At 61.6% G+C, this 23,139-nt stretch carries 21 protein-coding genes; 2 read left to right on the top strand and 19 right to left on the bottom strand.

Going from position 1 to position 23,139, the window contains the following annotated elements:
* Positions 1 to 10 precede the first annotated feature (10 nt).
* The 3 genes from eno to RlegSU303_RS09915 form a co-directional block, all read right to left on the bottom strand.
* A complete protein-coding gene (gene eno, locus RlegSU303_RS09925) occupies positions 11 to 1,285 on the bottom strand; it encodes a phosphopyruvate hydratase (protein WP_017960292.1) in 1,275 nt (424 codons plus the stop codon).
* Between the two features lie 142 nt (positions 1,286 to 1,427).
* Positions 1,428 to 2,273, bottom strand: coding sequence for a 3-deoxy-8-phosphooctulonate synthase (gene kdsA, locus RlegSU303_RS09920; RefSeq protein WP_094086053.1), 846 nt, complete (start codon positions 2,271 to 2,273; stop codon positions 1,428 to 1,430).
* Positions 2,270 to 3,166, bottom strand: a complete 897-nt coding sequence (locus tag RlegSU303_RS09915; RefSeq protein ID WP_131629404.1) for a VOC family protein — start codon at positions 3,164 to 3,166, stop codon at positions 2,270 to 2,272. The genes kdsA and RlegSU303_RS09915 overlap by 4 nt, the downstream gene beginning before the upstream one ends.
* Positions 3,167 to 3,364: 198 nt before the next feature.
* On the opposite strand from RlegSU303_RS09915, the gene lexA reads away from it, so the two are divergent.
* Positions 3,365 to 4,084: a transcriptional repressor LexA gene (gene lexA / locus RlegSU303_RS09910; RefSeq protein WP_131629405.1), complete on the top strand. Its 720-nt coding sequence runs from the start codon at positions 3,365 to 3,367 to the stop codon at positions 4,082 to 4,084.
* Here lexA and RlegSU303_RS09905 read toward each other — a convergent pair.
* Positions 4,065 to 6,497, bottom strand: coding sequence for a ComEC/Rec2 family competence protein (locus RlegSU303_RS09905; protein WP_168279541.1), 2,433 nt, complete (start codon positions 6,495 to 6,497; stop codon positions 4,065 to 4,067). The two genes, lexA and RlegSU303_RS09905, sit on opposite strands and share 20 nt — an antisense overlap.
* A 290-nt stretch (positions 6,498 to 6,787) precedes the next feature.
* On the opposite strand from RlegSU303_RS09905, the gene gltA reads away from it, so the two are divergent.
* Positions 6,788 to 8,077, top strand: coding sequence for a citrate synthase (gene gltA / locus RlegSU303_RS09900; RefSeq protein WP_003539304.1), 1,290 nt, complete (start codon positions 6,788 to 6,790; stop codon positions 8,075 to 8,077).
* Between the two features lie 31 nt (positions 8,078 to 8,108).
* Here the strand turns inward: gltA and lpxB are convergent, their stop codons facing one another.
* From lpxB to RlegSU303_RS09825, 15 genes are all read right to left on the bottom strand, one after another.
* Positions 8,109 to 9,287 carry a lipid-A-disaccharide synthase gene (gene lpxB, locus RlegSU303_RS09895; RefSeq protein ID WP_168279540.1) on the bottom strand — a complete coding sequence of 393 codons (1,179 nt, stop codon included), beginning with the start codon at positions 9,285 to 9,287 and terminating at the stop codon, positions 8,109 to 8,111.
* A complete protein-coding gene (locus RlegSU303_RS09890) occupies positions 9,284 to 10,165 on the bottom strand; it encodes an LpxI family protein (RefSeq protein WP_168279539.1) in 882 nt (293 codons plus the stop codon). The genes lpxB and RlegSU303_RS09890 overlap by 4 nt, the downstream gene beginning before the upstream one ends.
* Positions 10,166 to 10,168: 3 nt before the next feature.
* The gene (gene lpxA / locus RlegSU303_RS09885; RefSeq protein ID WP_077981108.1) at positions 10,169 to 10,987 is read right to left on the bottom strand and encodes an acyl-ACP--UDP-N-acetylglucosamine O-acyltransferase; all 819 of its coding nucleotides are present in this window, start codon (positions 10,985 to 10,987) and stop codon (positions 10,169 to 10,171) included.
* Entirely contained in the window at positions 10,984 to 11,451 is a 468-nt protein-coding gene (gene fabZ / locus RlegSU303_RS09880; protein WP_003539296.1) for a 3-hydroxyacyl-ACP dehydratase FabZ, read from the bottom strand. Before fabZ ends, lpxA begins: the two co-directional genes overlap by 4 nt.
* Positions 11,444 to 12,508: a UDP-3-O-(3-hydroxymyristoyl)glucosamine N-acyltransferase gene (gene lpxD / locus RlegSU303_RS09875; RefSeq protein ID WP_168279538.1), complete on the bottom strand. Its 1,065-nt coding sequence runs from the start codon at positions 12,506 to 12,508 to the stop codon at positions 11,444 to 11,446. The genes fabZ and lpxD overlap by 8 nt, the downstream gene beginning before the upstream one ends.
* A 50-nt stretch (positions 12,509 to 12,558) precedes the next feature.
* On the bottom strand, positions 12,559 to 14,892 hold the full coding sequence (bamA, locus tag RlegSU303_RS09870; protein WP_168279537.1) for an outer membrane protein assembly factor BamA: 2,334 nt from the start codon (positions 14,890 to 14,892) through the stop codon (positions 12,559 to 12,561).
* A 199-nt stretch (positions 14,893 to 15,091) separates the two neighbouring features.
* A complete protein-coding gene (gene rseP / locus RlegSU303_RS09865; RefSeq protein ID WP_003539293.1) occupies positions 15,092 to 16,225 on the bottom strand; it encodes an RIP metalloprotease RseP in 1,134 nt (377 codons plus the stop codon).
* Between the two features lie 28 nt (positions 16,226 to 16,253).
* Positions 16,254 to 17,084: a phosphatidate cytidylyltransferase gene (locus RlegSU303_RS09860; protein WP_168279536.1), complete on the bottom strand. Its 831-nt coding sequence runs from the start codon at positions 17,082 to 17,084 to the stop codon at positions 16,254 to 16,256.
* The gene (locus RlegSU303_RS09855) at positions 17,084 to 17,827 is read right to left on the bottom strand and encodes an isoprenyl transferase (RefSeq protein WP_017960280.1); all 744 of its coding nucleotides are present in this window, start codon (positions 17,825 to 17,827) and stop codon (positions 17,084 to 17,086) included. The genes RlegSU303_RS09860 and RlegSU303_RS09855 overlap by 1 nt, the downstream gene beginning before the upstream one ends.
* A gap of 37 nt (positions 17,828 to 17,864) precedes the next feature.
* On the bottom strand, positions 17,865 to 18,425 hold the full coding sequence (gene frr, locus RlegSU303_RS09850; protein ID WP_018241888.1) for a ribosome recycling factor: 561 nt from the start codon (positions 18,423 to 18,425) through the stop codon (positions 17,865 to 17,867).
* A gap of 52 nt (positions 18,426 to 18,477) precedes the next feature.
* A complete protein-coding gene (gene pyrH / locus RlegSU303_RS09845; protein ID WP_003539289.1) occupies positions 18,478 to 19,200 on the bottom strand; it encodes a UMP kinase in 723 nt (240 codons plus the stop codon).
* A gap of 96 nt (positions 19,201 to 19,296) precedes the next feature.
* Entirely contained in the window at positions 19,297 to 20,223 is a 927-nt protein-coding gene (tsf, locus tag RlegSU303_RS09840; protein WP_017960278.1) for a translation elongation factor Ts, read from the bottom strand.
* Positions 20,224 to 20,464: 241 nt separating this feature from the next.
* A complete protein-coding gene (gene rpsB, locus RlegSU303_RS09835; RefSeq protein WP_003539287.1) occupies positions 20,465 to 21,232 on the bottom strand; it encodes a 30S ribosomal protein S2 in 768 nt (255 codons plus the stop codon).
* A gap of 181 nt (positions 21,233 to 21,413) precedes the next feature.
* Complete coding sequence (locus RlegSU303_RS09830; RefSeq protein ID WP_017960277.1) at positions 21,414 to 22,520, bottom strand: substrate-binding domain-containing protein; 1,107 nt, start codon at positions 22,518 to 22,520, stop codon at positions 21,414 to 21,416.
* Positions 22,520 to 23,137: a 5-bromo-4-chloroindolyl phosphate hydrolysis family protein gene (locus tag RlegSU303_RS09825; RefSeq protein ID WP_017960276.1), complete on the bottom strand. Its 618-nt coding sequence runs from the start codon at positions 23,135 to 23,137 to the stop codon at positions 22,520 to 22,522. Before RlegSU303_RS09825 ends, RlegSU303_RS09830 begins: the two co-directional genes overlap by 1 nt.
* Positions 23,138 to 23,139: the final 2 nt, after the last annotated feature.

The following is a 23,139-nucleotide window of genomic DNA, read 5'->3' as shown; positions in this document are numbered from 1 at the left end:
TCAGATCCGATCAACCGCGAATGATCGAGCGGCCGGCATACTGGGCCTGCGGGCCGAGGCCTTCTTCGATGCGGATCAACTGGTTGTACTTGGCAAGACGATCGGAACGCGACAGCGAACCCGTCTTGATCTGGCCGCAGTTGGTGGCGACCGCGAGATCGGCGATGGTCGAATCTTCGGTCTCGCCGGAGCGGTGGGACATGACGGCGGTGTAAGCCGCCTTGTGCGCCGTGTTGACGGCATCGAGCGTTTCCGTCAGCGAGCCGATCTGGTTGACCTTGACGAGGATCGAGTTGGCGACGCCCATGCGGATACCGTCGCGAAGACGGGCGGAGTTGGTGACGAAGAGATCGTCGCCGACGAGCTGGGTCTTTTTGCCGGCCAGGTCGGTCAGCGTCTTCCAGCCATCCCAGTCGTCCTCTGCCATGCCGTCCTCGATCGAGATGATCGGATAGTTGGCGGCGAGCTCGGCCAGATATTCGGCCATGGCGCCCGATTCCAGCGTGCGGCCTTCACCTTCGAGAACGTATTTGCCGTCCTTGAAGAATTCGGTCGAGGCACAATCGAGGCCGAGGCACATGTCGTCGCCCGGCTTGTAGCCGGCTTTCTCGATCGACTTCATGATGAAGTCGAGAGCTTCCGGCGCGCTCTTCAGTCCCGGGGCGAAACCGCCTTCATCGCCGACATTGGTGTTGTGGCCCTGGCTCGCAAGTTCCTTGCGCAGCGTATGGAAGACTTCCGAACCCATGCGCACGGCTTCGGCGATCGAATCGGCGCCGACCGGCAGGATCATGAATTCCTGGAAATCGATCGGGTTGTCGGCATGGGCGCCACCATTGATGATGTTCATCATCGGCACCGGCAGCAGGCAGGCGGAAGCGCCGCCGACATAACGATAGAGCGGCAGGCCGGACGCCTGGGCAGCAGCCTTGGCGACGGCGAGCGACACGCCGAGGATGGCATTGGCGCCGAGGCGCGACTTGTTCGGCGTGCCGTCCAGCTCGATCATGATGTTGTCGATCTGGATCTGATTTTCAGCGTCGATGCCGCCGATCGCGTCGAAGATCTCGGTGTTGGCGGCTTCGACCGCCTTTTCGACGCCCTTGCCGAGGTAGCGCTTGCCGCCGTCACGCAGTTCGACCGCCTCATGCGCGCCCGTCGAGGCGCCCGAGGGAACGGCCGCGCGGCCCATGCTGCCATCTTCGAGATAGACATCGACTTCGACGGTGGGGTTGCCACGGCTATCGAGAATCTCGCGGGCGATGATATCGGTGATTGCAGTCATGGGTTCTTCCTGCTCGGTGGGTGATAAGTCGGTTCGAAACCTGTCTTAGTCGAAGGCGTGCAAATTACAATGCTGCAATTTCCAGCCTTCGAACCAGCCTTCCGATGTGGCCTATAGCACGATCATGTCAGACTGTTGAACGTCAAGCCTTGGCGACCGTATCGAAGGCAAGCAGCTTTTCAAGCAGCCGCGGCATGTCCTTGAGATAGACCATGTTGGGGCCGTCGGAAGGGGCGTTGTCAGGGTCCTGGTGGGTTTCGACAAAGACGCCGGCGATACCGGTAGCCACCGCTGCGCGCGCCAGCGTTTCCACGAATTCCCGCTGACCGCCGGAGGATTCGCCCTGCCCGCCCGGCTGCGCCACGGAATGGGTCGCGTCAAAGATAACGGGCGCGCCCATCGCCGCCATGATCGGCAGCGAACGCATGTCGGAAACCAGCGTATTGTAGCCAAAAGAGGCGCCGCGCTCGCACAGCAGCACGTTCGGATTGCCGCTGGCATTGAGCTTCTTCAGGACGTTCCTCATATCCCAGGGAGCGAGGAACTGGCCCTTCTTGACATTGACGACACGGCCGGTCTTGGCGGCGGCGATGAGAAGGTCGGTCTGGCGGCAAAGAAAGGCCGGAATCTGCAGGACATCGACGACCCTTGCCACCTCCCCGCATTGCTCGGCGGTATGAACGTCGGTCAGGACGGGAAAACCGAATTCCTTCTTGAGGTCGGCAAAGACCTCCATGCCCTTTTCGATTCCGATACCGCGTTCAGCCGAGAGCGAGGTGCGGTTCGCCTTGTCGAAGGAGCTCTTGTAGACGAGGCCAATGCCGAGCTTTCCGCAAAGCTCCTTCAGCGTGCCGGCAACCATGAAGGCGTGGTCGCGGCTCTCCATCTGGCAGGGACCGGCAATCAGCGACAGGCGGCCGGTATTGGAAAAGATGACCTGGCCTTGGCCTTCGCCGATCTTGACTTCGGAATTCGTATCAGTGCTCATCGTGTTTCCTCGAAGGCGAAGAGCGTACCCTGCCCGGGCGCGGGCTTCACCAGAATGCGATTGTTCTTGCGCGTGTATGTCACCCCGTTAGCAGCCAAATGCGCTTCTGTCACGGCAAGATCGGCGACAGCAAAGAGGATTGCCCGGCCGCGCAGGCCGCGATCTGCGGATGAGACGGCGATGTCGAAATAGGCCTCCAGCCCTTCCGGCGTCATCAGGCTGATTTTCGCATTCGATGCCGCAATATCGACGCCGAAACCGGTTTTCTCGACTGCCGATTGCGCCACGGCAAGGCTGACGAAGGCAGCGAAGGCGGCCGGCTCCGGCGTGCAAAGCGCGATCTCGACTATGCCGGTGACGCCATTGGCATGCGTCTCCAGCGCGGCGCGGTCGGCCGGCAGCGGATTGACGCGCTCGACGGTGAAAAGCAGGAGATCGGGCGCGCGCAGGTCGCCGGCGAAAGCCAGCTTGAAGCCGGCAATCGTCTCGGAACCGTCCGGCATCGTCATCGGCCGGGTGAACTGCAGCATCTCGCCGGCGCTCGATCCGTTGCCGACGAAATTCTGATGATCGATGCCGGCATCCTTGCTGCCGAAAGCCATCCCCGAAAGCCCCTCCTCGCAACAGCGGAAACGGAAGGCCTGGTTGCGGGCAGTGAAGACATTGCCTTGCCGCGCCGATGCCTCGCTCTCCTCGACGCTCGCAATCCCGAGCGGCTCCAGATAGGTCTTGTCGGCAAAAAAGACGCAGGCATTCTCCGTTCCGAAGGGATGGCGCGCATCGGCGGCAACGGTGAAGCCGAGCTTGCCGAGCCTCTCGCGCGCCAGATCGATGTTGACGACCGGCAGCACGACATGATCCAGCGGGTGCGGTTTGGCGGAATGCTCGTTCATGATGTCCCTCCTGGAAACGGCAAGAGATTTGCGACGGCGCGCCCCTCAACGCAAGAGATGTGTCCCAATCCGGCGAATGAAAATAAAAATCTCAACGAGTTGGCGCCAAGTTTTACGGAAATTTAGCTACTTGCGGAACACATATGGAACATATAGTGTCTGTTCTGGATTTGTTTCAATCACGAGGTCACAACGTCGATGCTCACGCGCAAACAACAGGAGCTTCTCCTTTTCATTCATGAGCGCATGAAGGAATCCGGCGTTCCGCCATCTTTCGACGAAATGAAGGATGCCCTGGACCTCGCCTCCAAGTCCGGGATTCATCGCTTGATTACAGCGCTTGAGGAGCGAGGCTTCATTCGCCGCCTACCGAATCGCGCCCGCGCGATCGAGGTCATCAAGCTTCCGGAGGCCTACAGCCCCAGCATTCAGCCCCGGCGCGGCTTTTCGCCGAGCGTCATCGAGGGCAGCCTCGGCAAGCCGCAGCCGGTTGCTACTCCTGCTCCCGCAAAACCCGTCGCCGACAACGCCAACTCGGTCTCCGTGCCGGTCATGGGCCGAATCGCTGCCGGTGTGCCGATCTCGGCGATCCAGAACAATACCCACGACATCGTCGTTCCGGCCGACATGCTCGGCTCCGGTGAACATTATGCGCTCGAGGTCAAGGGCGATTCGATGATCGACGCCGGCATCTTCGACGGCGACACCGTGATCATCCGCAACGGCAGCACCGCAAGTCCTGGCGACATCGTCGTTGCTCTCGTCGACGACGAAGAAGCGACACTCAAGCGCTTCCGCCGCAAGGGCGCCTCGATCGCGCTGGAAGCGGCCAACCCAGCTTACGAGACCCGGATTTTCGGGCCGGACCGTGTCAAGGTTCAGGGTAAACTCGTCGGTCTCATTCGCCGATATCACTGACATTGGCCAGGCCGGATTCGGTAAAACTGTTGCTGCGCCAGTCATAGGCACGATGGCGCATCCATGGCCGCGACAATACATCGAATGCGGTTGCGACCTCCAGGCCGGTGTCCGTGAAGCGCAACTCGATGGAACCGGTCCTGCGCAACGTCTCACCGGTGAAGAGCGTCGCACCTGAACGGCAATTGTTGAAGCGAAGGCGGACCGACGTCACGACGATATCGGCCGCGTCGCACGCCGGGCCGAGATAGGCGGCGTTGTCGATGACGGTTACCACCCGACCATTGCCAAGCCTTGATATGCACCAGGCCTTCTTGACGCAGGAAAAGCGGTTTGCGTCACCGCCCGCTGCGGCCGTCCGCATCGCGGTCCTTGCTTCGTTCTGCTGATCGCGGGAAAGCCTGACGCGGCGGTCTTCTCCCTCAGGCGGGATAGCAGGACCATCCAGCATCTTCGGCGGATCATGCCTCGGCAGGACCAGCGCTCTCTGCCACTGGTCGAAGATGAAGTCCGGCGGTCTTTCACGGTTGGAAGCCATTGCCGCCGCCTCGACGACCGCGACGAGACTGCCATCCTCCGAAATCACCAGATCCGGCGGCCGGGGAACCGGCAGAAGCAGCAGGATGAGTGTTGCGACCGCGATGATCGATGTGCCGACATGGCGCAACCGGGTGCGGAGCAGCGTCAGCAGCAGAAAGCCTGCCACGGCGACGGCGAAATACCAGGCGGGCAAGCGGCCGACGTCGATATTGCCACCCCAGCCGGACACCGTCTTTGCGACCGCGATCACCAAATCGAGGCCAAATCCGACGATCTTCCAAGCCCAAACATCCAGACCGAAAGGCATGAGCAGCATCGCCAGCAGGCCTGCCGGCATGATGATGAAGGAGATGATCGGCATCGTCGCGAGGTTTGCCGGCAGGCCGTAGGCGGTCAGGCGATGAAAATGCTCGATCGAAAACAGCGCGGTTGAAAAACCGCCGATCAGCGAGGTCAGGAAGACGCCGCCGAAGAAACCGGCAACCGTAACGAACGGCCGGATGATCGGCAGCTTCAGAAAGGCGTTTTCGCGGACGCGCCGGTCCTTCCACAGCTGATAGCCCGAGACCAGCGCCAATGTCGCGGCAAAGGACATTTGGAAGCTCGGTCCCAAGACCTCGGACGGCGAAATGGCGATGATGACGAGAGCGGAGAGAGCGACATTGCGCAAGCTGATCGACGGCCGGTCGAAGAAGACCGCAATCAACATGATGGCCATCATGATGAAGGCGCGTTCTGCAGAGACCGCAAAGCCGGAGATCAGGAAATAGGCGGTGACGGCGATGAGCGCGCCGGCGGCAGCGATCTTCTTTGTCGGATAGGCCTCGGCGACGCCGGGAAAAAGGCTGAGCAGCATCCGGAAACCGACGAAGAAGATGCCGGCCGACAGCGCCATGTTGAGACCGGAGATGGCGATGATATGAGCCAGGCCGGACTGGCGCAGCGCCTCCGTCGTCGCATCCGAGATGGCCCGCCGCTCGTCCGTCACGAGAGCGGCGGCAAAAGCACCGGTGTCGCCGGGCAGGATCGACCGTATGCGATCGCCGATGCCGCTGCGCAGCCGGTACAGTCCTTCGAGCAAAGCTTCCGGCGTCGATCTCGCAGCCTGGGGACCTGCCTGCAGATCGGCCTTCGTCGGTGCGCCGTAGAAGAAGCCATTCGCGCCGATGCCGTCGAAATAGGCACTGAAGGAGAAGTCGTTGAGCTCGGGAAGCGCTGGGCCTGCCGGCGGCGTCAGCCGCGCCCTGCCACTGATGATATCGCCGATCTCGAAGGCCGCGTCGGCGCCGCGGGCGATCACGGTTATGCGTTCGGGCGGCCGCTTCACCTGTGGCGCCTCAGTGCCGGTGACGGCAAGAATGTAGCGCCACCGCCCGCGACCGTCGCCTTCACGCCGCTCGACACGGCCGGTCACCGTCGTCGTCACGGCGGAATCGAGGATCATAGTGGAAATCCGCCAGCTCTCGAGCTGCGCAGAGACCATGCCGCAGGCCACGAGCGCAAGCGCCAGCAGCGTTGCCCGCACCGCCGCCCGGCTGCGGCTGGCGATGAAAACTGCCACGGTCGGCGCCAACAGGCAGAGCAGCGATGCAACGAGAGGAAAATCCGATGCCGCGAGAAACCAGACGGCTGACCCGGCGCCGAGGAAGACCGGCGAGAACAGCAGCAGGCGGCCGTGGTCCGCCTCCTCGCCCAGCATGCGCATGCCGGCCCGTAGCAATTGCGAAGCTGCGGCCGGCAGCCGGTGGCGCAATGGTGTCGCCGACTGCGTCCGTGTCGGTCGCGTTACCGCGACAGGTGGTGAAAAATTGGAAGTGTTAGCAGCGCCTTCGCCTGCTTCCGGCCGCAATTCGACTGTCGTCAACTCCTGCATGAACCGCCCAAGCCCGGCTGCGAAGGCGGCCAGAATGCAACCTCCAATCAAATCCGGCAAGAATAATCGATTGAAATACGAGGGAAAATCGCGAGCGCCAAAAGACCAGTCGAATCATCGGCTTCCGATATGCGTGCGGCTCATCGCTGCAGTGCCTAAAAGATGATACCGCAATGCACAAAATGCCGTCACGGTAACTTGGCATTAGCCTCGCGATCATATAGCTATCGGTGAGGACGCTTAACCCCTATGGCGCTTTTATGGCGCCACCGCCATTTCGGAGGATCAGCATGACGGATCAAAGCGCTACAATAAAAATCGGTGACAAGTCTGTCGACCTTGCTGTCAAAAGCGGCACGATCGGCCCGAGCGTCATCGATATCGGTGCCCTCTACAAGAACACCGCTTCCTTCACCTACGATCCGGGTTTTACCTCGACCGCATCCTGTGAATCGAAAATCACCTACATCGACGGCGACGAAGGCGTCCTGCTGCATCGCGGCTATCCGATCGAGCAGCTCGCCGAGCACGGCGACTTCCTCGAAGTCTGCTACCTCCTGCTTTACGGCGAACTGCCGACCACCGTGCAGAAGAAGGATTTCGATTACCGCGTGACGCACCACACCATGGTGCACGAGCAGATGAGCCGCTTCTTCACCGGCTTCCGCCGCGATGCGCATCCGATGGCCGTCATGTGCGGCTGCGTCGGCGCGCTGTCGGCCTTCTATCACGACTCCACCGACATCACCGATCCGCACCAGCGCATGGTCGCCAGCCTGCGCATGATCGCCAAGATGCCGACGCTTGCCGCCATGGCCTACAAATACCATATCGGCCAGCCCTTCGTTTATCCGAAGAACGACCTCGACTATGCCTCGAACTTCCTGCGCATGTGCTTTGCCGTGCCTTGCGAGGAATATGTGGTCAATCCGGTGCTTGCCCGCGCCATGGACCGCATCTTCATCCTGCATGCCGATCATGAGCAGAATGCCTCGACCTCGACCGTCCGTCTCGCCGGTTCGTCGGGCGCCAACCCGTTCGCCTGCATCGCCGCCGGCATTGCCTGCCTCTGGGGCCCCGCTCACGGCGGCGCCAACGAAGCAGCGCTCAACATGCTGAACGAAATCGGCACGGTCGACCGCATTCCGGAATATGTCGCCCGCGCCAAGGACAAGAACGATCCGTTCCGCCTGATGGGCTTCGGTCACCGCGTCTACAAGAACTACGATCCGCGCGCCAAGATCATGCAGAAGACGACGCATGAAGTGCTCGGCGAACTCGGCATCAAGGACGATCCGTTGCTCGAAGTGGCGATGGAGCTGGAGCGCATCGCGCTTACCGACGAATATTTCATCGAGAAGAAGCTGTATCCGAACATCGACTTCTATTCCGGCATCACGCTGAAGGCGCTGGGCTTCCCCACGACCATGTTCACCGTGCTCTTCGCGCTTGCCCGCACCGTCGGCTGGATCGCGCAGTGGAACGAGATGATCGAGGATCCGGAACAGCGCATCGGCCGTCCGCGCCAACTCTATGTCGGCGAACCGAAGCGCGATTACATCCCGGTTTCGAAGCGCTGATCGCTTTAAAAGAACCAAAAAGAAAACCCGATCAGAAACGACCGGGTTTTTTCTTTTTCAGCACGTCGAGAAGGATCTCGGCAGCGTGCTCGCCGGGCGGCTTTTCGGTCTGCATGCGTTGCCAGACGAGATCGTAACCCTCGTTCATCGCCTTCAATTGGAACGTGTCAGCCGACAGCCGCTCCATCCAGCGCGCCAGGCTGGCGCCGCGGACGATCTCGTTCAGATATTCCGGCACGACGGCATAATCGGCGATGATATTGGGCAATGCGCCCGTCCACACCTTGATGCGCAGGCTCAGCAGGCGGATGATCCAATCCGTCTTGTAAACGGACACCGTCGGCACGCCGGTGAGGGCGAGTTCGAGGATCACCGTGCCGGAGGCTGCCATCGCCGCATCCGCTTCGGCAAAGGCCTTCCATTTCTGCGCCGACCCGACCACCACTTCAGGCGGCGTGGCCCAGCCTGCGACGAGACCCTTCACCAGCGCTTCGTTGTGCGGCACGGTCGGCAGCAGGAAGCGCATCGGGCCGTTGCGGGCGACAAGTTCTTTGGCGGCATCCTCGAAGAACGGCAGGAGCTTGGCGACTTCGGAGGATCTTGACCCCGGAAGCATCAGGATCGTCTTGCCCGCTCTCTCGACGGATGCGCGCCCGGCGCGCAGCCGCCGCGCTTCGAGCAGCGCCGGGTCGGCGATCAGGCGATGGCCGACATAGGTGGTCTCGGGCCCGCCGAGCGTGTGCATGACTGCCGGCTCAAAAGGCAGGACGGCGAGCACATGATCGACATAGGCGAGCATGCGCGTGGCGCGATATTCCTTCCAGGCCCAGACGCTCGGACAGACGTAATTGACAACCGGCAGATCGGGCAGCGCGGTGCGGACACGCTTGGCGACGCGATGGGTGAAGTCCGGGCTGTCGATGATGAGAAGAATATCCGGCCTTGCGGCGATGATGGCAGCCGTCGTCTGGCGGATCAGGGTATAGAGCTTCGGCAGCCGGCTCAGCACCTGGGTGATGCCCATGATCGACAGCTCGGAGAAATCGAACAGGGATCGCAAGCCTTCCGCTTGCAGCCCCTCGCCGCCGACGCCGACGAGTTCCACCGGTCCGCTATGAATCCGCTTCAGGGCGGCGATGAGATCGGCACCGAGCAGATCCCCCGACACCTCGCCGGCAATGACGGCAATCTTCAGCGGCGCCCCGTTCATTCGAGCCCCCATGCCGGCAGGCCGCGATCGATGCCGCAGACGAAAAGCCCGGCCTCATCGGCGGTTTTAATGACGGCGGCGCGATCGAGCACCAGCGAGCGGCCGGCCTCGACGGCGACGCCGGCAAGGCCGGCTTTCCTCGCGTTCAGGACCGTGGAAACGCCGATCGCCGGCAAGTCGGCGCGGATATCCTGTTGCGGCTTGCAGAGTTTGACGAGTGCGCCACGGCGGCGCGGCGAGATGCGCCCGGCGGCTCTGAGACCCGCGACACGCTCCAGCATCTCGTCCGTGCCCTCAAGACCCTCCAGCGCGACGATGCGCCCGCCGATGGCGACGGCGCCCTGGCCGACATCGAGCCGGCCCAGCATCTCAGCGGCATCGGCTGCGCGCCTGATATCGCGCCGGTCTTCCTCGCCAGGCGCTGCAGCGCCAAGCGGGCCGACGTAGGCAAGAAGGTCGGGAGCGATCTCATGAGCGCCGACGACGCGGCGGCCGTTTCCCTCGATCAGCCGGATCACCATCTGCAGCACCGTATCGTCGCCGCCGGACAGCAAGGTGCGGATCGTGGCCGGCATCTTCATCAGCGTGCGCAGCGTCGGGCGCACCTCGCGCCATTCCGGCCGGCGCCGCACGCTTCCGGACATGACGACACGGCCGATGCCGTAGCGATTCAAGAGGCCCTCGAGAGCTGCAAAATCGCCGACGCCGATGACGGCATGGTCATACCCTTCCCAGCGCCGGTCGCTTTCGTCCTTCAGCGCGACGATGACGGGATTTTCGCCCGCCGCGCGCGCAGCTTCGGCGACATAGGAAGGCAGAAGGCCGCCGCCGGCGATGATCGCCAGCCGGCCCGCAGCGGTATCGCCGGAAAGAGTCACGGACTAGCCCTTCTGCCCCCGGGTTGGCGAGGACAAGGCGCGGTCGCTGTCGGCGGCGATGAAGTCGAGGATGTGGACCGCCTGCTCGCAATCGGCATATTCTTCGCGGATGGCGGCGGCGTTTTCGCGGACGGAGCCCGGTCCTTCGAAGATCGACTTGTAGGCGCGCCGCACCCTGTGAATGACGGCGCGGTCGACGCCGGCGCGCGTCATGCCGACGACGTTGAGGCCGCTCAGCAGCCCGGGATTGCCGTTCAGCATGCCGTAGGGAATGACGTCGTAACTCACTGCCGAGAGCCCGCCGACGAAGGCCTGACGGCCGACGCGGGTAAACTGGTGAACGGCCGAGCCGCCGCCCAGGATGACGCGATCTTCGATGACGACATGGCCGGCGAGCATGACGTTGTTCGACATAATCACATGGTTGCCCACCCGGCAGTCATGCGCGACATGCGAATTGGCAAGGAAGAGGTTGTTGTCGCCGACGATCGTCTGACCGCCGAAATCGGCCGTGCCGGTATTCATCGTCACGCCCTCGCGGATCGTGCAGTTGGCGCCGACCGTCAGCGTCGTCTCCTCGCCGCCGTGATGCACGCTCTGCGGATCGCCGCCGACGACCGCCATCGGGAAGATGCGCGTGCCCTTGCCGATCACGGTGCGGCCGGTGACGACCACATGCGACAAAAGCTCGACATTCGCATGCAGGACGACGTGCGGCCCGACATGGCAGAAGGGACCGATCTTGACGCCCTCACCGATGCAAGCGCCGTCCTCGACGACAGCCATCGGATGAATGCGGGCGCTTTCGGCGATAGTGCTCATGCCTGATCCTTACGAACGATCATCGCGCCGATATCGGCTTCGGCGACGAGCGCGCCGTCAACCTTGGCGTCACAATGAAATTTCCAGATATTGCCGCGCTGCTTGTGCTTCCTGACATGGAATTCAACACGATCGCCGGGGACGACGGGCTTGCGGAAGCGCGCATTCTCGATGGTCATGAAATAGACGAGGTTGCCGGGCTGGCCATCCTTCTTGGCACAGATCGCACCTGCGGTCTGAGCCATGCCCTCGATCAAGAGAACCCCGGGCATAATCGGAGATTCCGGAAAATGACCGGTGAAATGCGGTTCATTCACCGTGACGTTCTTGATGCCGATCGCAGTGTTGTCGCCATCGATCTCGATGATCTTGTCAACCATCAGAAACGGGTAGCGATGCGGCAGCAGTTTCATGATCTCGATGATGTCAGCCGAAGAAAGCGTTGTCGTGGCTTCCTCAGTCATTTTGCTCGCCTCCAGGTTTCTTCCCGCGCAGCTTCGTCTTTGACATCTGTTGCGCGACATCTCTCAGATAGTCATTCAGCGGACGCCCAGGTGTACCACCATATTGTCCGCCAGCGGCAAGATCGGTCATGATACCGCTTTGGGCGGCGATCTGCACGCCGTCGCCGATCGTCACATGCCCCTTGATACCGACCTGGCCGCCGATCTGAACGCCATTGCCGATCTTCGCGCTGCCGGCAATGCCGACCTGCGCAACGATGGCGCAATGGCGGCCGATCTGAACGTTGTGGCCGATCTGTACCTGGTTGTCGATCTTGGTGCCTTCGCCGATGACCGTATCGTCCATGGTGCCACGGTCGATCGAGGTGTTGGCGCCGATCTCGACATTATCCTGGATAATCACTCGGCCGATCTGGACGATCTTGATCATGCCGCGCGGGCCCGGCGCATAACCGAAACCATCCTGGCCGATGCGGGCGCCGTTGTGGATGATGACGCCATTGCCGAGCAGCGCGCAGAGAATACTCACGCCGGCCGCAATCGAACAATCCCGGCCAATCTTGACATTCGGACCGATGATGCTGTGGGCGCCGATGCGCGTCCCTTTGCCGATCTCGGCATGCGCTCCGATGACGGCCAGCGGCTCGACGATCACGCCCTTTTCAAGCTTGGCGCTCGGATCGATCACCGCACTTGGCGCGATCTCGCTTTCACCGGAAAAGACGACCGGACGCAATGCCGCGGGATAAAACAGGCCGCCCGCCATCGCGAAAGCCGCATGTGGATTGGACGACAGAATGACCGGGATATGGGGGGGTACGAGATCGGCGAGCGCCTTGTCGCAGATCACTGCCGAGGCTTCGCATGTCGCCAGTTCATCGCGGTTACGACGCGACAGGATATAACAGACATCGCCCGCCCGGGCCCGGCTGATGGGGGCAACGGACCTGACGATAACATCGGCATAGTCGGAATTGGCAAGTTCCGCCCCAAGAAACTCTGCCAGCTCAGCGAGCTTCAGACCTTCATGGGGCAGAAAAAAAACGTTTTGCTCCATCGGCAATGCTCCAGAACGGAATTGAGTCTTACAGTTCCGGACTGCCGATATCAGAATTGGTTGTTGATGCCAAACTTGAAGTTCTGCGTCTTGTCGAAGTCTTCCTTGAGGACCGGGATTGCGTAATCCAGACGCAATGCACCGAACGGAGACTGCCAGACGACACCGACACCGACGGAAGCGCGCAGAGAAGCGCTGGTGCCCTCGGCCTGATCGGACCCGAGAAGCTCGACATCATTGCCAAACAGCGTGCCGGCATCGGCAAAGACTGCGCCTCGCAGATTGAAGTCACGCGGGAAGCCCGGCATCGGGAAGGTCGCTTCAGCAGACGCCGTGAAATAGGTCGTGCCACCGAGCGGGTCATCGTGGTCCCCGGTGATGCGCGGGCCGATACCCTTGTTCTCGAAACCGCGAATATCGCCGTTGGTCAGCGTGAACTGGTCGAAGACGTTCAGGTGGTCGCCCAAGGGAACGACATAACCAGCCGAAGCGGAGAGCGAGCCGATGATATCGGCATCGTCGGCAAGCAGGTGGTAATAACGGGCCTTGCCGTAGATCTTGTAGAACTGCGAGTCGCCGCCGAGGCCGGCAAGTTCGTGCGTCGCCGTCGCATAGATGCCTTCACGCGGCAGGACGGTGTCGTCAAGCGTGTTGTAGGTCAGCGTCTGCGAGACGGAAGAGCGTGTCCACGGGCTCTCGTCGACCAGATTGGCGTAGGTCGCCGAAAGATCAGAGGTATCGCCGTCATACTTCATCTGCTTGTAGTTATAACGGAAGGTCGTCGCCAGATCTTCGGTGATCGGCGCGGTCACACGCAGGACGACGCTGGTTTCCTCGTAGTCATAGTCGTCGTTGCTCGACGTTTCGCTGCGGTTGACGTCGAAGCCTGCCGCCAGACGATAGCCGAGGAAATAGGGTTCGGTGAAGCTGACACCGTAGGCGCGCGAGCCTTCCTGGCCGCCACCGGCCGAGATGCGGATGTACTGGCCACGACCGAGGAAGTTCTTTTCCTCGATCGATGCTTCGAGCAGCAGGCCGTCGCCGCCGGCGGCATAACCCGCGCCGACACCGAACGAACCGGTCGACTGATCCTGCACGTCGACGACCACCACGACGCGGTCCGGCGAACTGCCCGGCTGGGTGGAGATATTGACGGAAGAGAAGTAACCGAGCGCTTCGAGGCGGCGCTTGGCCTTGGTGATCATCTGCTGATTGAAGGCATCGCCTTCGCTCATGTCGAATTCGCGGCGAATGACGTAGTCGCGCGTGCGGCTGTTGCCGCGGATCTCGATGCGCTCGACATAGGCGCGCTCGCCCTGGTCGACCAGATACTCGACACCGATCGTGTTGTTGTTGAGGTCGCGATTACCGCGCGGCGTGACGCGCGCAAAGGGATAACCGGCAGACGCCACCTGATCGGAGATCGCCTCGATCGACTTCTGGACTTCCTTGGCGTTGTAGACCTGACCTTCGCGGGTGCGCACCAGCGGCTGCAGCTGCTCTGAGCCGACGCCTTCGACGGTCGACTGGACGGTCACCGGTCCGAAGTCGTAGCGCTGGCCTTCCTCGATGTTGAATGTGAGCGTGTATTTGTTGGTCGCGTCGTCGAAGGTGGCATCGGAAGAGACGATGCGCATGTCGGCGTAGCCGCGATTGTAATAGAACTGACGCAGCGCTTCTTCGTCGGCGTGGAGCTTGTCTTCGTTGTAAACGTCCTTGCGGGTCAGGAACGAAAGAAAGTTCGAACGCTTGGTGGCGATCACGGCAGCCAGGCGGCCGGCGCTGTAGGCATTGTTGCCGACAAAATTGATCGAATCGATCTTGGTGCGGTCACCCTCGTTGATGACGAAGGCAAGGTTGACGCGGCCTTCGCCGAGCGGCACCACCTGCGTCGTGACTTCGACCTCGCTGCGGCCGGTGGCAGCATAAGCTTCCTTGATCGACTGGATGTCGGCCTGGATCTGGGTGTCGCTGTAGGGGCCGGCAGCGTGGGTCTGGACGATCGTCGCGAGCTTGTCGTCCTTGATCTTGCGGTTGCCGTTGAAGACGACCTGATTGACCAGTTGGGCTTCCTGAACATTGACGACCAGCGTGCTGCCGGAGACCGAGATCTTGACGTCGGAGAAATAACCCGTGCCGTAGAGTTGCTTGACCGAGGCATCGATATCGCTGTTCGAGAAATTCTTTCCGGGAGCGATGGTGAGGTTCGACCGGACCGCTTCCGCGCCGACACGGCTTGCGCCGCGCACATCGATGCGCTGGATAACCGCGGCCTCAGCGGCCGTAGCGGAAACGAACGTCACAGCACCTGCGCCCGAAGCAACAACACCAGCAGACAGCGCAACCGCCGATACTGCGTTCAAAAACTTTGAACCAGCCTTCATTTCACCCATTACCTTTTGTTTCCCTCGTCCCCGGCTCCAGGAGAACCCGATTCCGGTCACGTGTGTCGTTTTACCCGCTTTTGACATACAAGCAAGGCAGGTCGTTAATTTCTGTTTACTTCATTTGCAAGCGTGACCCATTCGCCACTACAGCCTTGAAACATCGTAAATAAATAGTAATTAGCCTCGCCTTGCTCGTTTACCCTCTCAACGAGCCAATGTCGTTCCAGGTCGTGAAAACCATCAATGTCAGTATCATCGCCAGGCCGATGCGAAATGCAATTTCCTGGGCCGAAGAGCCGAGCGGTTTCCCCCTCACCGCTTCCACCGCATAGAACATCAGGTGGCCGCCATCAAGTACCGGAACCGGCATCAGGTTAAGCAATCCTATCGAAACAGAAAGCACCGCCGCCAGCTGCAACACCGCGCCTATCCCAAGCGACGCCATCTGGCCCGAAGCTTGCGCCACGCGGATCGGCCCGCCCAATTGATCGGCGCGCATCGTTCCGCTGAAGATGTTGCCGATATATTTGAAGGTGCCGGTGACAATGTCGCGGGTCTCGATCACAGCCTCGCGCAGCGACTGCAGCGGCGTATAGGTCTTCAGGCGGAAGTTGCCGGCCTCCCGGCTGGTGACGATGCCGATCTGGCCGAGCTCGACCTTGTTACCGAACTGGTCGGTCTGGTCCACGCGCTGCGGCACCATCGGCACATCGAGTTTCTGGCCGGCGCGCTCGATCGTCACGACGATCTTCTGGCTCGGGCGGATGCCGACATAGCGGCGCACGTCGTCGAAGGTCTCGACCTTACCGCCGTCAATGGCGACCAGCAGATCGCCTGGAAGGATGCCGGCGGCAGCGGCTGCGCCGTCTGGCTTGACCTCGGCAACGACAGGATCGGCGATCGTGCGGCCATAGACCGAGAAAAGAATGGTGAAGATGGCGATCGCCAGCAGAAAATTGGCGATCGGGCCAGCCGCGACGGTTGCAGCGCGTTTCCACAGCTTGGCGCCGGCAAAGGAGCGCGCCCTGTCCTCCTCGGACATGGCGGCGATCTTGTCGGTGTCGGGCTTGCTCGAGGCATCCTCGTCGCCGAAGAACCGGACGTAGCCGCCAAGCGGGATCACCGAAATCTTCCAGCGCGTTCCGTGGCGGTCGGTGAAGCCGAAGATCTCCGGACCGAAGCCGACGGAAAAGGCAAGGATGCGAATGCCGCTCCAGCGCCCGACGAGGTAATGGCCCATCTCATGCACAAAGACGAGCAGTGACAGCACGAGGATGAAGGTAACGATGTTCCCCATCAGAAATGCGTATATGCCGCTCATCGTTTCCATGAGTCCTTTCCGTCAGACTGCCGTGTTGTCAGAACCCGAACAATGCCGCGCCAAGCGACGTCATTCCGGCCCCCTTTATCAGGGAAAAAACCCCAGCAAGCAAGAACGCCGAAAAACAGGCGAAAATCAGTCCGTCGACACGGTCCATGACGCCGCCATGGCCCGGAATGAGACGGCTCGAATCCTTGACGCCGAATTTTCGCTTGATGAACGATTCGAAAAGATCGCCCAGCTGGCTGCAAACCGAGAGAACGAACGCCACACCGGCGGCGATGATTTCAGCGCCCGGAAGCAGAAAATGGATGAGAACGACGCCGGCTACGACCGCCGAAATGGCGCCGCCGATTGCACCCGACCAGGTCTTTCCGGGCGAGATCGAAGGGGCAAGCTTCGGTCCGCCAAGCGCCCTGCCGACGAAATAGGCAAGGATATCCGTTGCCCAGACGACGGCAAAGACGAAGAGCATGGCGTAAAGACCAAGCCGGTCATCGCTTCTGATCGCGGCAAGCGCGAGGCCGGTGGCGCCGGCATAAAACAGGCCCACTGGCAACCAGCGGCTCGTGCCCTGCAAGATGATCAGGGCGATGCCGACGGCGGTGACGCCGGCCAGCATGCCGGCGGCGAATTCGAAATTGCCGACAAGCACCAGGAAGGCAATCGCCGCCTCGCCGATCCAGCCGACGGCATTGGCGACCCAATCCCGCGCGATGCCTGTCATTTTCGACCATTCATAGTAGATCAGCAGGCCGATCACGACCGCCAGCACACGAAAGGCAAGGCCGCCATACCAGGTAGCTGCAAGAACGATGGCCGCAAGAATCAGTCCTGAAACGATGCGGAGCTTCAGTTCCTGCTGCATCAGGTGCCGACCGCAGCCGCCTGCGACGACAGGCCGCCGAAGCGCCGGTCACGAGAGGCGAATGTCTCAAGCGCCGAGCGGAAGATCTCGGAGCTGAAATCCGGCCAATATTCCGGAAGGAAGATGAATTCCGAATAGGCGGCCTGCCAGAGAAGGAAGTTGGAAAGCCGCTCTTCGCCGCTGGTGCGGATAATGAGATCCGGATCGGGAATGCCGGCCGTGTCAAGTCGGGCGTTGATCAGCGCCGGTGTAATATCCTGCGCTCTCAGCCGGCCGGCCTCGACGTCGCGGGCGAGACTGACGACGGCGCGGGCGATCTCGTCGCGCGAACCATAGTTGAAGGCGATGACGAGCGTCAGTGACGTGTTGTCCTTGGTCGTCTCCTCCGCCTCCAGCAAGAGGCCCAGAATGTCGCTGCGCAGGCTGTGGCGGTCGCCGATCACCTTGATCCGCACGTTCTGGCGATGGAGTTCGGCGAGGTCGCGCCGGATGAAAGCCTTGAGCAGGCCGAGCAGATCGGAGACCTCGGCTTCGGGCCGGCGCCAGTTCTCCGAGGAGAAGGCAAAGAGGGTCAGATATTTTATGCCGGCCGCACCGGCGGCGCGGACTGTCTCGCGCACCGCCTCAACGCCCTTGCGATGGCCCATCGTGCGCGGCAGGCCACGCTGCTTGGCCCAACGGCCATTGCCATCCATGATGATGGCAACATGCTCTGGCACAGTCACAAATACAGATTCCGACATTTCCCGTCCGGTCTTTCCAGGCAAAGGCACAGATCCACTAGACCTGCATGATTTCCTTTTCCTTCTCGCCAAGCAAGCGGTCGATTTCGGAAATCGTCTCGTCCGTCATCTTCTGTACACGTTCCGACTGCGCCCGGCTCTCGTCCTGGCCGATTACGCCGTCTTTTTCGGCTTTCTTAAGGCCGTCCATGCCGTCGCGGCGGACATGGCGAATCGCCACCTTGCTCTTTTCGGCATAGTCGTGGGCCACCTTGACGAGCGACTTGCGACGCTCCTCGTTCAGCTCCGGCAGCGGAATGCGCAGGTTCTGGCCATCGACGATCGGGTTGAGGCCGAGATTGGATTCGCGAATGCCGCGCTCGACGGCGCTGACCATCGACTTGTCCCAGACGGAAACCGACAGCATGCGCGGCTCGGGCACGGTGATGTTGGCGACCTGGTTCAGCGGCATGCGCGAACCATAGGCCTCGATCGTCACCGGGTCGAGGATGTTGGCCGACGCACGGCCGGTGCGCAGCGATGCGATGTCGCTCTTGAATGCGGAAATCGCGCCGTCCATGCGGCGCTTCAGTTCCTTGATGTCGATACCTTCACTCATATGGATGCTCCCGTCTGGCGAGGGCTGCGCCGAAACCGCAGCGCAGCTTATATCAGTTGTCGGAGACGATGGTCTTGAGACCACCGCCCGTCAAGATTTCAGCAAAACCACCCTTCTCGTGGATCGAGAAGACGATGATCGGAATGGAATTCTCCCTGGCGAGCGCCACGGCGGCAACGTCCATCACCGCAAGCCCCCTGTCCAGCACTTCCTGGTGCGTCAGCCGGTCGAGGCGGGTCGCATCGGGATATTTCTTCGGGTCGGCGGTATAGATGCCGTCCACCTGGGTGCCCTTGAAGATCGCTTCCGCACCCATTTCGGCCGCACGAAGTGCTGCGGCGGAATCGGTGGTGAAAAAGGGGTTGCCGGTGCCGCCGGCAAAGATCACCACGCGTCCCATCGACAGATGATAAAGGGTTGCGCGCTGCGAAAAGCTCTCGCAGATCTCGGGCATGGAGATGGCCGAAAGCACCACCGTATCGATGTTCAGCTTGCGCAGCGAGGTTGCCAGCGCCAGCGCATTGATTATCGTGCCGAGCATGCCCATATGGTCGCCAGTCACCCGGTCGCCGCCCTTGGACGCTACCGCGACACCGCGGAAGATATTGCCGCCACCGACGACGACGCCGACTTCCACGCCCATATGCCGTGCCTCGGCGATGTCGGATGCAATGCGGTCCGCCACCGTCACATCGATCCCGAAACCCTGGCCACCCATGAGCGCTTCGCCGGAAGCCTTGAGTAGAACACGTTTATAGACAGGCTCTAAAGACATCTTGGCTCCTCGTAAATTGCCGTGAATGCCCGATACACGAAGGGCACCGCGTTGTCACGCGGTGCCCTTCGTGTTTTCCCAATTATGGCTGGAAGATCAACCCTTGACGGCAGCAGCGACTTCGGCCGCGAAGTCGGATTCTTCCTTCTCGACGCCTTCGCCGAGCAGCAGACGGGCCATGCCGGCAACCTCGATCGGCGCGCCGACGGCCTTTTCAGCTTCCTTGATGGCGGCTGCGACCGTCAGATCCGGATTGATGACGAAAGCCTGCGAGAGAAGGGCGACTTCCTCGAAGAACTTGCGCATGCGGCCGTCGACCATCTTCTCGATGATATTGTCCGGCTTGCCGGAAGCGCGCGACTGCTCGATGAAGACGTTGCGCTCGCGCTCGGCGACGGCGGCATCGACTTCTTCCGGGCGGATCGCCAGCGGCGCAGTGGCGGCGATGTGCATGGCAACCTGACGGCCGATGGCGTTCAGGGCTTCCTTGTCGCCGGTAGACTTCAGCGCAACGAGAACGCCGAGCTTGCCGAGGCCGTCGGAAACAGCATTGTGGATATAGGTGGCGACGACGCCGTCCTCGACCGAGAGAGCAACCGAACGGCGCAGGTTCATGTTCTCGCCGATCGTTGCGATCGCATCCTTGATCGTGTCGGACACGGACTTGCCGGATGCCGGGTAGATCGCAGCGGCAACGGCATCGACAGTGCCGTCGGTCGAGACGGCGACCTTGGCGATGCCGCGAACGAGTTCCTGGAAGGCATCGTTACGGGCAACGAAGTCGGTTTCGGAATTGACTTCGACGACGACGGCCTTGGTGCCCTGGCTCGAAACGCCGATGAGGCCTTCGGCAGCGGTGCGGCCGGACTTCTTGTCGGCCTTGGCGATGCCCTTGGCACGCAACCAGTCGATCGCCGCTTCCATGTCGCCACCGGTTTCAGCAAGAGCCTTCTTGCAGTCCATCATGCCTGCGCCGGTCTTTTCGCGCAGTTCCTTCACCATTGCAGCCGTAATCTCGCTCATTAGCTTCCTCTTGTCGGTTCATACGGTGGGCCGTAAAGCGCGGCTCGGCACCGGATTGAGGCACGAAATGTACCTGTATGTATGACAGCGTGATGAAGACGCGCCATAACGAAACTTATCGGGCGGAGAGCCTGACGCCCTCCCCTTGAAACAGGCAAGGCCGCCGAACTTCGATGAGTCGCGAGCGGCCTTTCCCAGTCTCTGCAAGCATTGGCGGACCTTTTCGATCCGCCCGCTTTCATCAGCCTTCGGCTGCTTCCTCGAGAGCCGGCTCGACCGGAACTTCGGAGGATGCGCCGAGATCGCGGCCGGAAGAGCCCTGCTGGCGTGCGATGCCGTCGATGGCGGCGCGGGAGATCAGCTCGCAGTAAAGAGCGATCGCGCGCGATGCGTCGTCGTTACCCGGGATCGGATAGTCGATCAGGTCCGGATCGCAGTTCGAGTCGATGATGGCGACAACCGGGATGCCGAGGCGCTTGGCTTCGTCGATCGCGATCTTTTCCTTGTTGGTGTCGATGATGAACATCAGGTCGGGCGTGCCGCCCATATCACGGATACCGCCAAGAGCCTTGTCCAGCTTTTCACGTTCGCGCTCGAGGTTCAGGCGTTCCTTCTTGGTGAAGCCCTGGGCTTCGCCGTTCAGGATCTCGTCGAGCTTGCGCAGACGCTGGATCGAGTTGGAGATCGTCTTCCAGTTCGTCATCATGCCGCCGAGCCAGCGCGAGTTGACGTAGTACTGGGCCGAGCGCTTGGCGCTGTCGGCAATGATCTCGGACGCCTGGCGCTTGGTGCCGACGAAGAGAACGCGGCCGCCGCGGGCAACGGTGTCGCTGACGACCTGGAGGGCGCGCGACAGCATCGGAACGGTCTGGGCCAGATCGATGATGTGAATGTTGTTGCGATCGCCGAAGATATACGGCTTCATCTTCGGGTTCCAGCGATGAGTCTGGTGGCCGAAGTGGACGCCTGCCTCAAGAAGCTGGCGCATAGAAAAATCAGGCAATGCCATGCCTTGTTACTCCTTTTCCGGTTGAACCTCCGCAAGGCGAACAGCACCCTCTTCGAGGATGCCACCGGGCGGAACAGCCCGGATTTCTCCCGGACGATCCCATGCCTTACGTGTGGAATGCCGGTGCCCATACATTCGATTTGGCGCAAAAGCAAGGCTTATGCCGAAAAAACCTGGCGGCTCAGCTTGCCAGTGTCGGCAGCAGCGACAGCATAACGCCTGCATCCGGCATCGGCAGGATGGCATCGACCTCGGCCGGCAGCAGGGTGCCGATCGCACTGTCGGCGTTGCCGGTGGCGGTCCCCAGCGGACCGCGGAAGCCGTGTCTCGTCCAGGCGAGTTCCTGGAGCTTCGGGCTCACCAGCGCTTCGATCAGCCGGTTGGCGTTCTCGTCGACGACGATCAGCGGATGCGCCGAATAGACGGTCGGGCGCGGATAGAGCACCACCGGCTTTGCGCCGGCACTCGCCTTGATGCGGTCCCAGCGTGCGGGATCGGCGAGGATCCATTCGACCAACTGGTTCTCATAACCGACGATCATCGGCTCGCCGCCGAGGCCGCCTGCGAGATACTGGTCGAAAAGTTTGCCTGACGACGGCGACTTGAAGCCCATGTTGCGGAAGATCGCCTGCACCTTGCCGCCGAAGGTGGCGAGATCGCCTGAAGTCGCGACATTGCCGCTGAAAAGGCTGAGCACCAGGCCTGCGAACATGAAGCCGGAATTGGAGCGGTTGGGATCGGTCGAGACGATGCGGGCACGGCCGTAGAGCGAATTGACGCCGAGCTTCGACCAGTCGGACCCGGCAAGGATCGCATCCAGCAAAGCCTTGAGGTCGAGCTGATGATGGCCTTCGTTCGTCACCGTCACCAATCCCGCTTTCATCAGTCCATCGACGACGGGCTGCCAGGAATAGACGACGATCGGCGTGTTCAGCACGACGCGGTCGTTGCGGATGGAAATGCCGTTCTGCCTGGCGATATCGACCATGATCGAGGAGGACGGCCAGAGGAATTGCGGATGCTGCGACAGCAGCGCCTGTTCGCGGACCATCTCGACGGAGCCGGCGACACGGCTGCCCACCGTCAATCCGTATCCGCCGAGCGCCTTGATGACGTCGGGATCGGCCAGGAAGGCTTCCTTCTCGCCGCCGACGAAGCCGAACAGCGTCGTGCGGCTGCCGAGCAGGCCCTGCAATTCCGGCCGATCACGGACGGCGAAATAACCGCCGGTGCCGACGACGCCGGCTCCGAGCAGTCCCACTCCAAAGGCGCGACGAGAAAGGGCCATCAGCGTCCGATATCCTCTTTGAGCGATGCCTGGATGAGGCGCAGATCGGTGTCGAGCGTGCCGAGTTCCTCATCGACCAGGCTGTCGGCATAATGGACGAAGGCCTCTTCAAGCTTGACCAGCACGCCGCGCACCTCTTCCAGCTGCTTGGGGTCTGGAACGCGCTTGGCCTCGATCACGGCAAAACCTTCCGCCACCTCGGCGGCACGCGGCAGATAATAGGAGAGGAACCGCCGTACCGCATTGGCGCTCTCGGGCTTGGCCTCGACCTTGCGAAAGACATCGGCGGCAATTTCGGCGAGATGCCGGACTGCGGCTGCCATCTGACGATCGCTTATCGTGTCGGCGGCAGTCTCCAGCCTCTGTGCAAAGGGAACGGCGGCCTCTAGCAGGTCGCGGGCAAAGGCGACGCGCCCGCTGCCGATGCTCTTGATATCGAGGCCTTCGAACAGCCGGCGCGGCGCGAGCAGAATGACGAGGCCGGCAAAGACCAGAAGGGCGATGATGGCGGCGATCCAGAAGGGCATGCCGGCGGCAAAGCTCAAGAGCGGCACGGTGATTGCCGCCGCCAGTCCCGCCACGATCCAGTTGCCGTCATTGCCGAGCCAGTTGCGCATGC

Origin of the sequence: Rhizobium sp. SU303, assembly GCF_021052345.1 — a bacterium.
Lineage (GTDB): Bacteria > Pseudomonadota > Alphaproteobacteria > Rhizobiales > Rhizobiaceae > Rhizobium > Rhizobium laguerreae.
The sequence above is the reverse complement of the archived record's forward strand: the minus strand, read 5'-3'. Positions and strand labels throughout refer to the sequence as shown.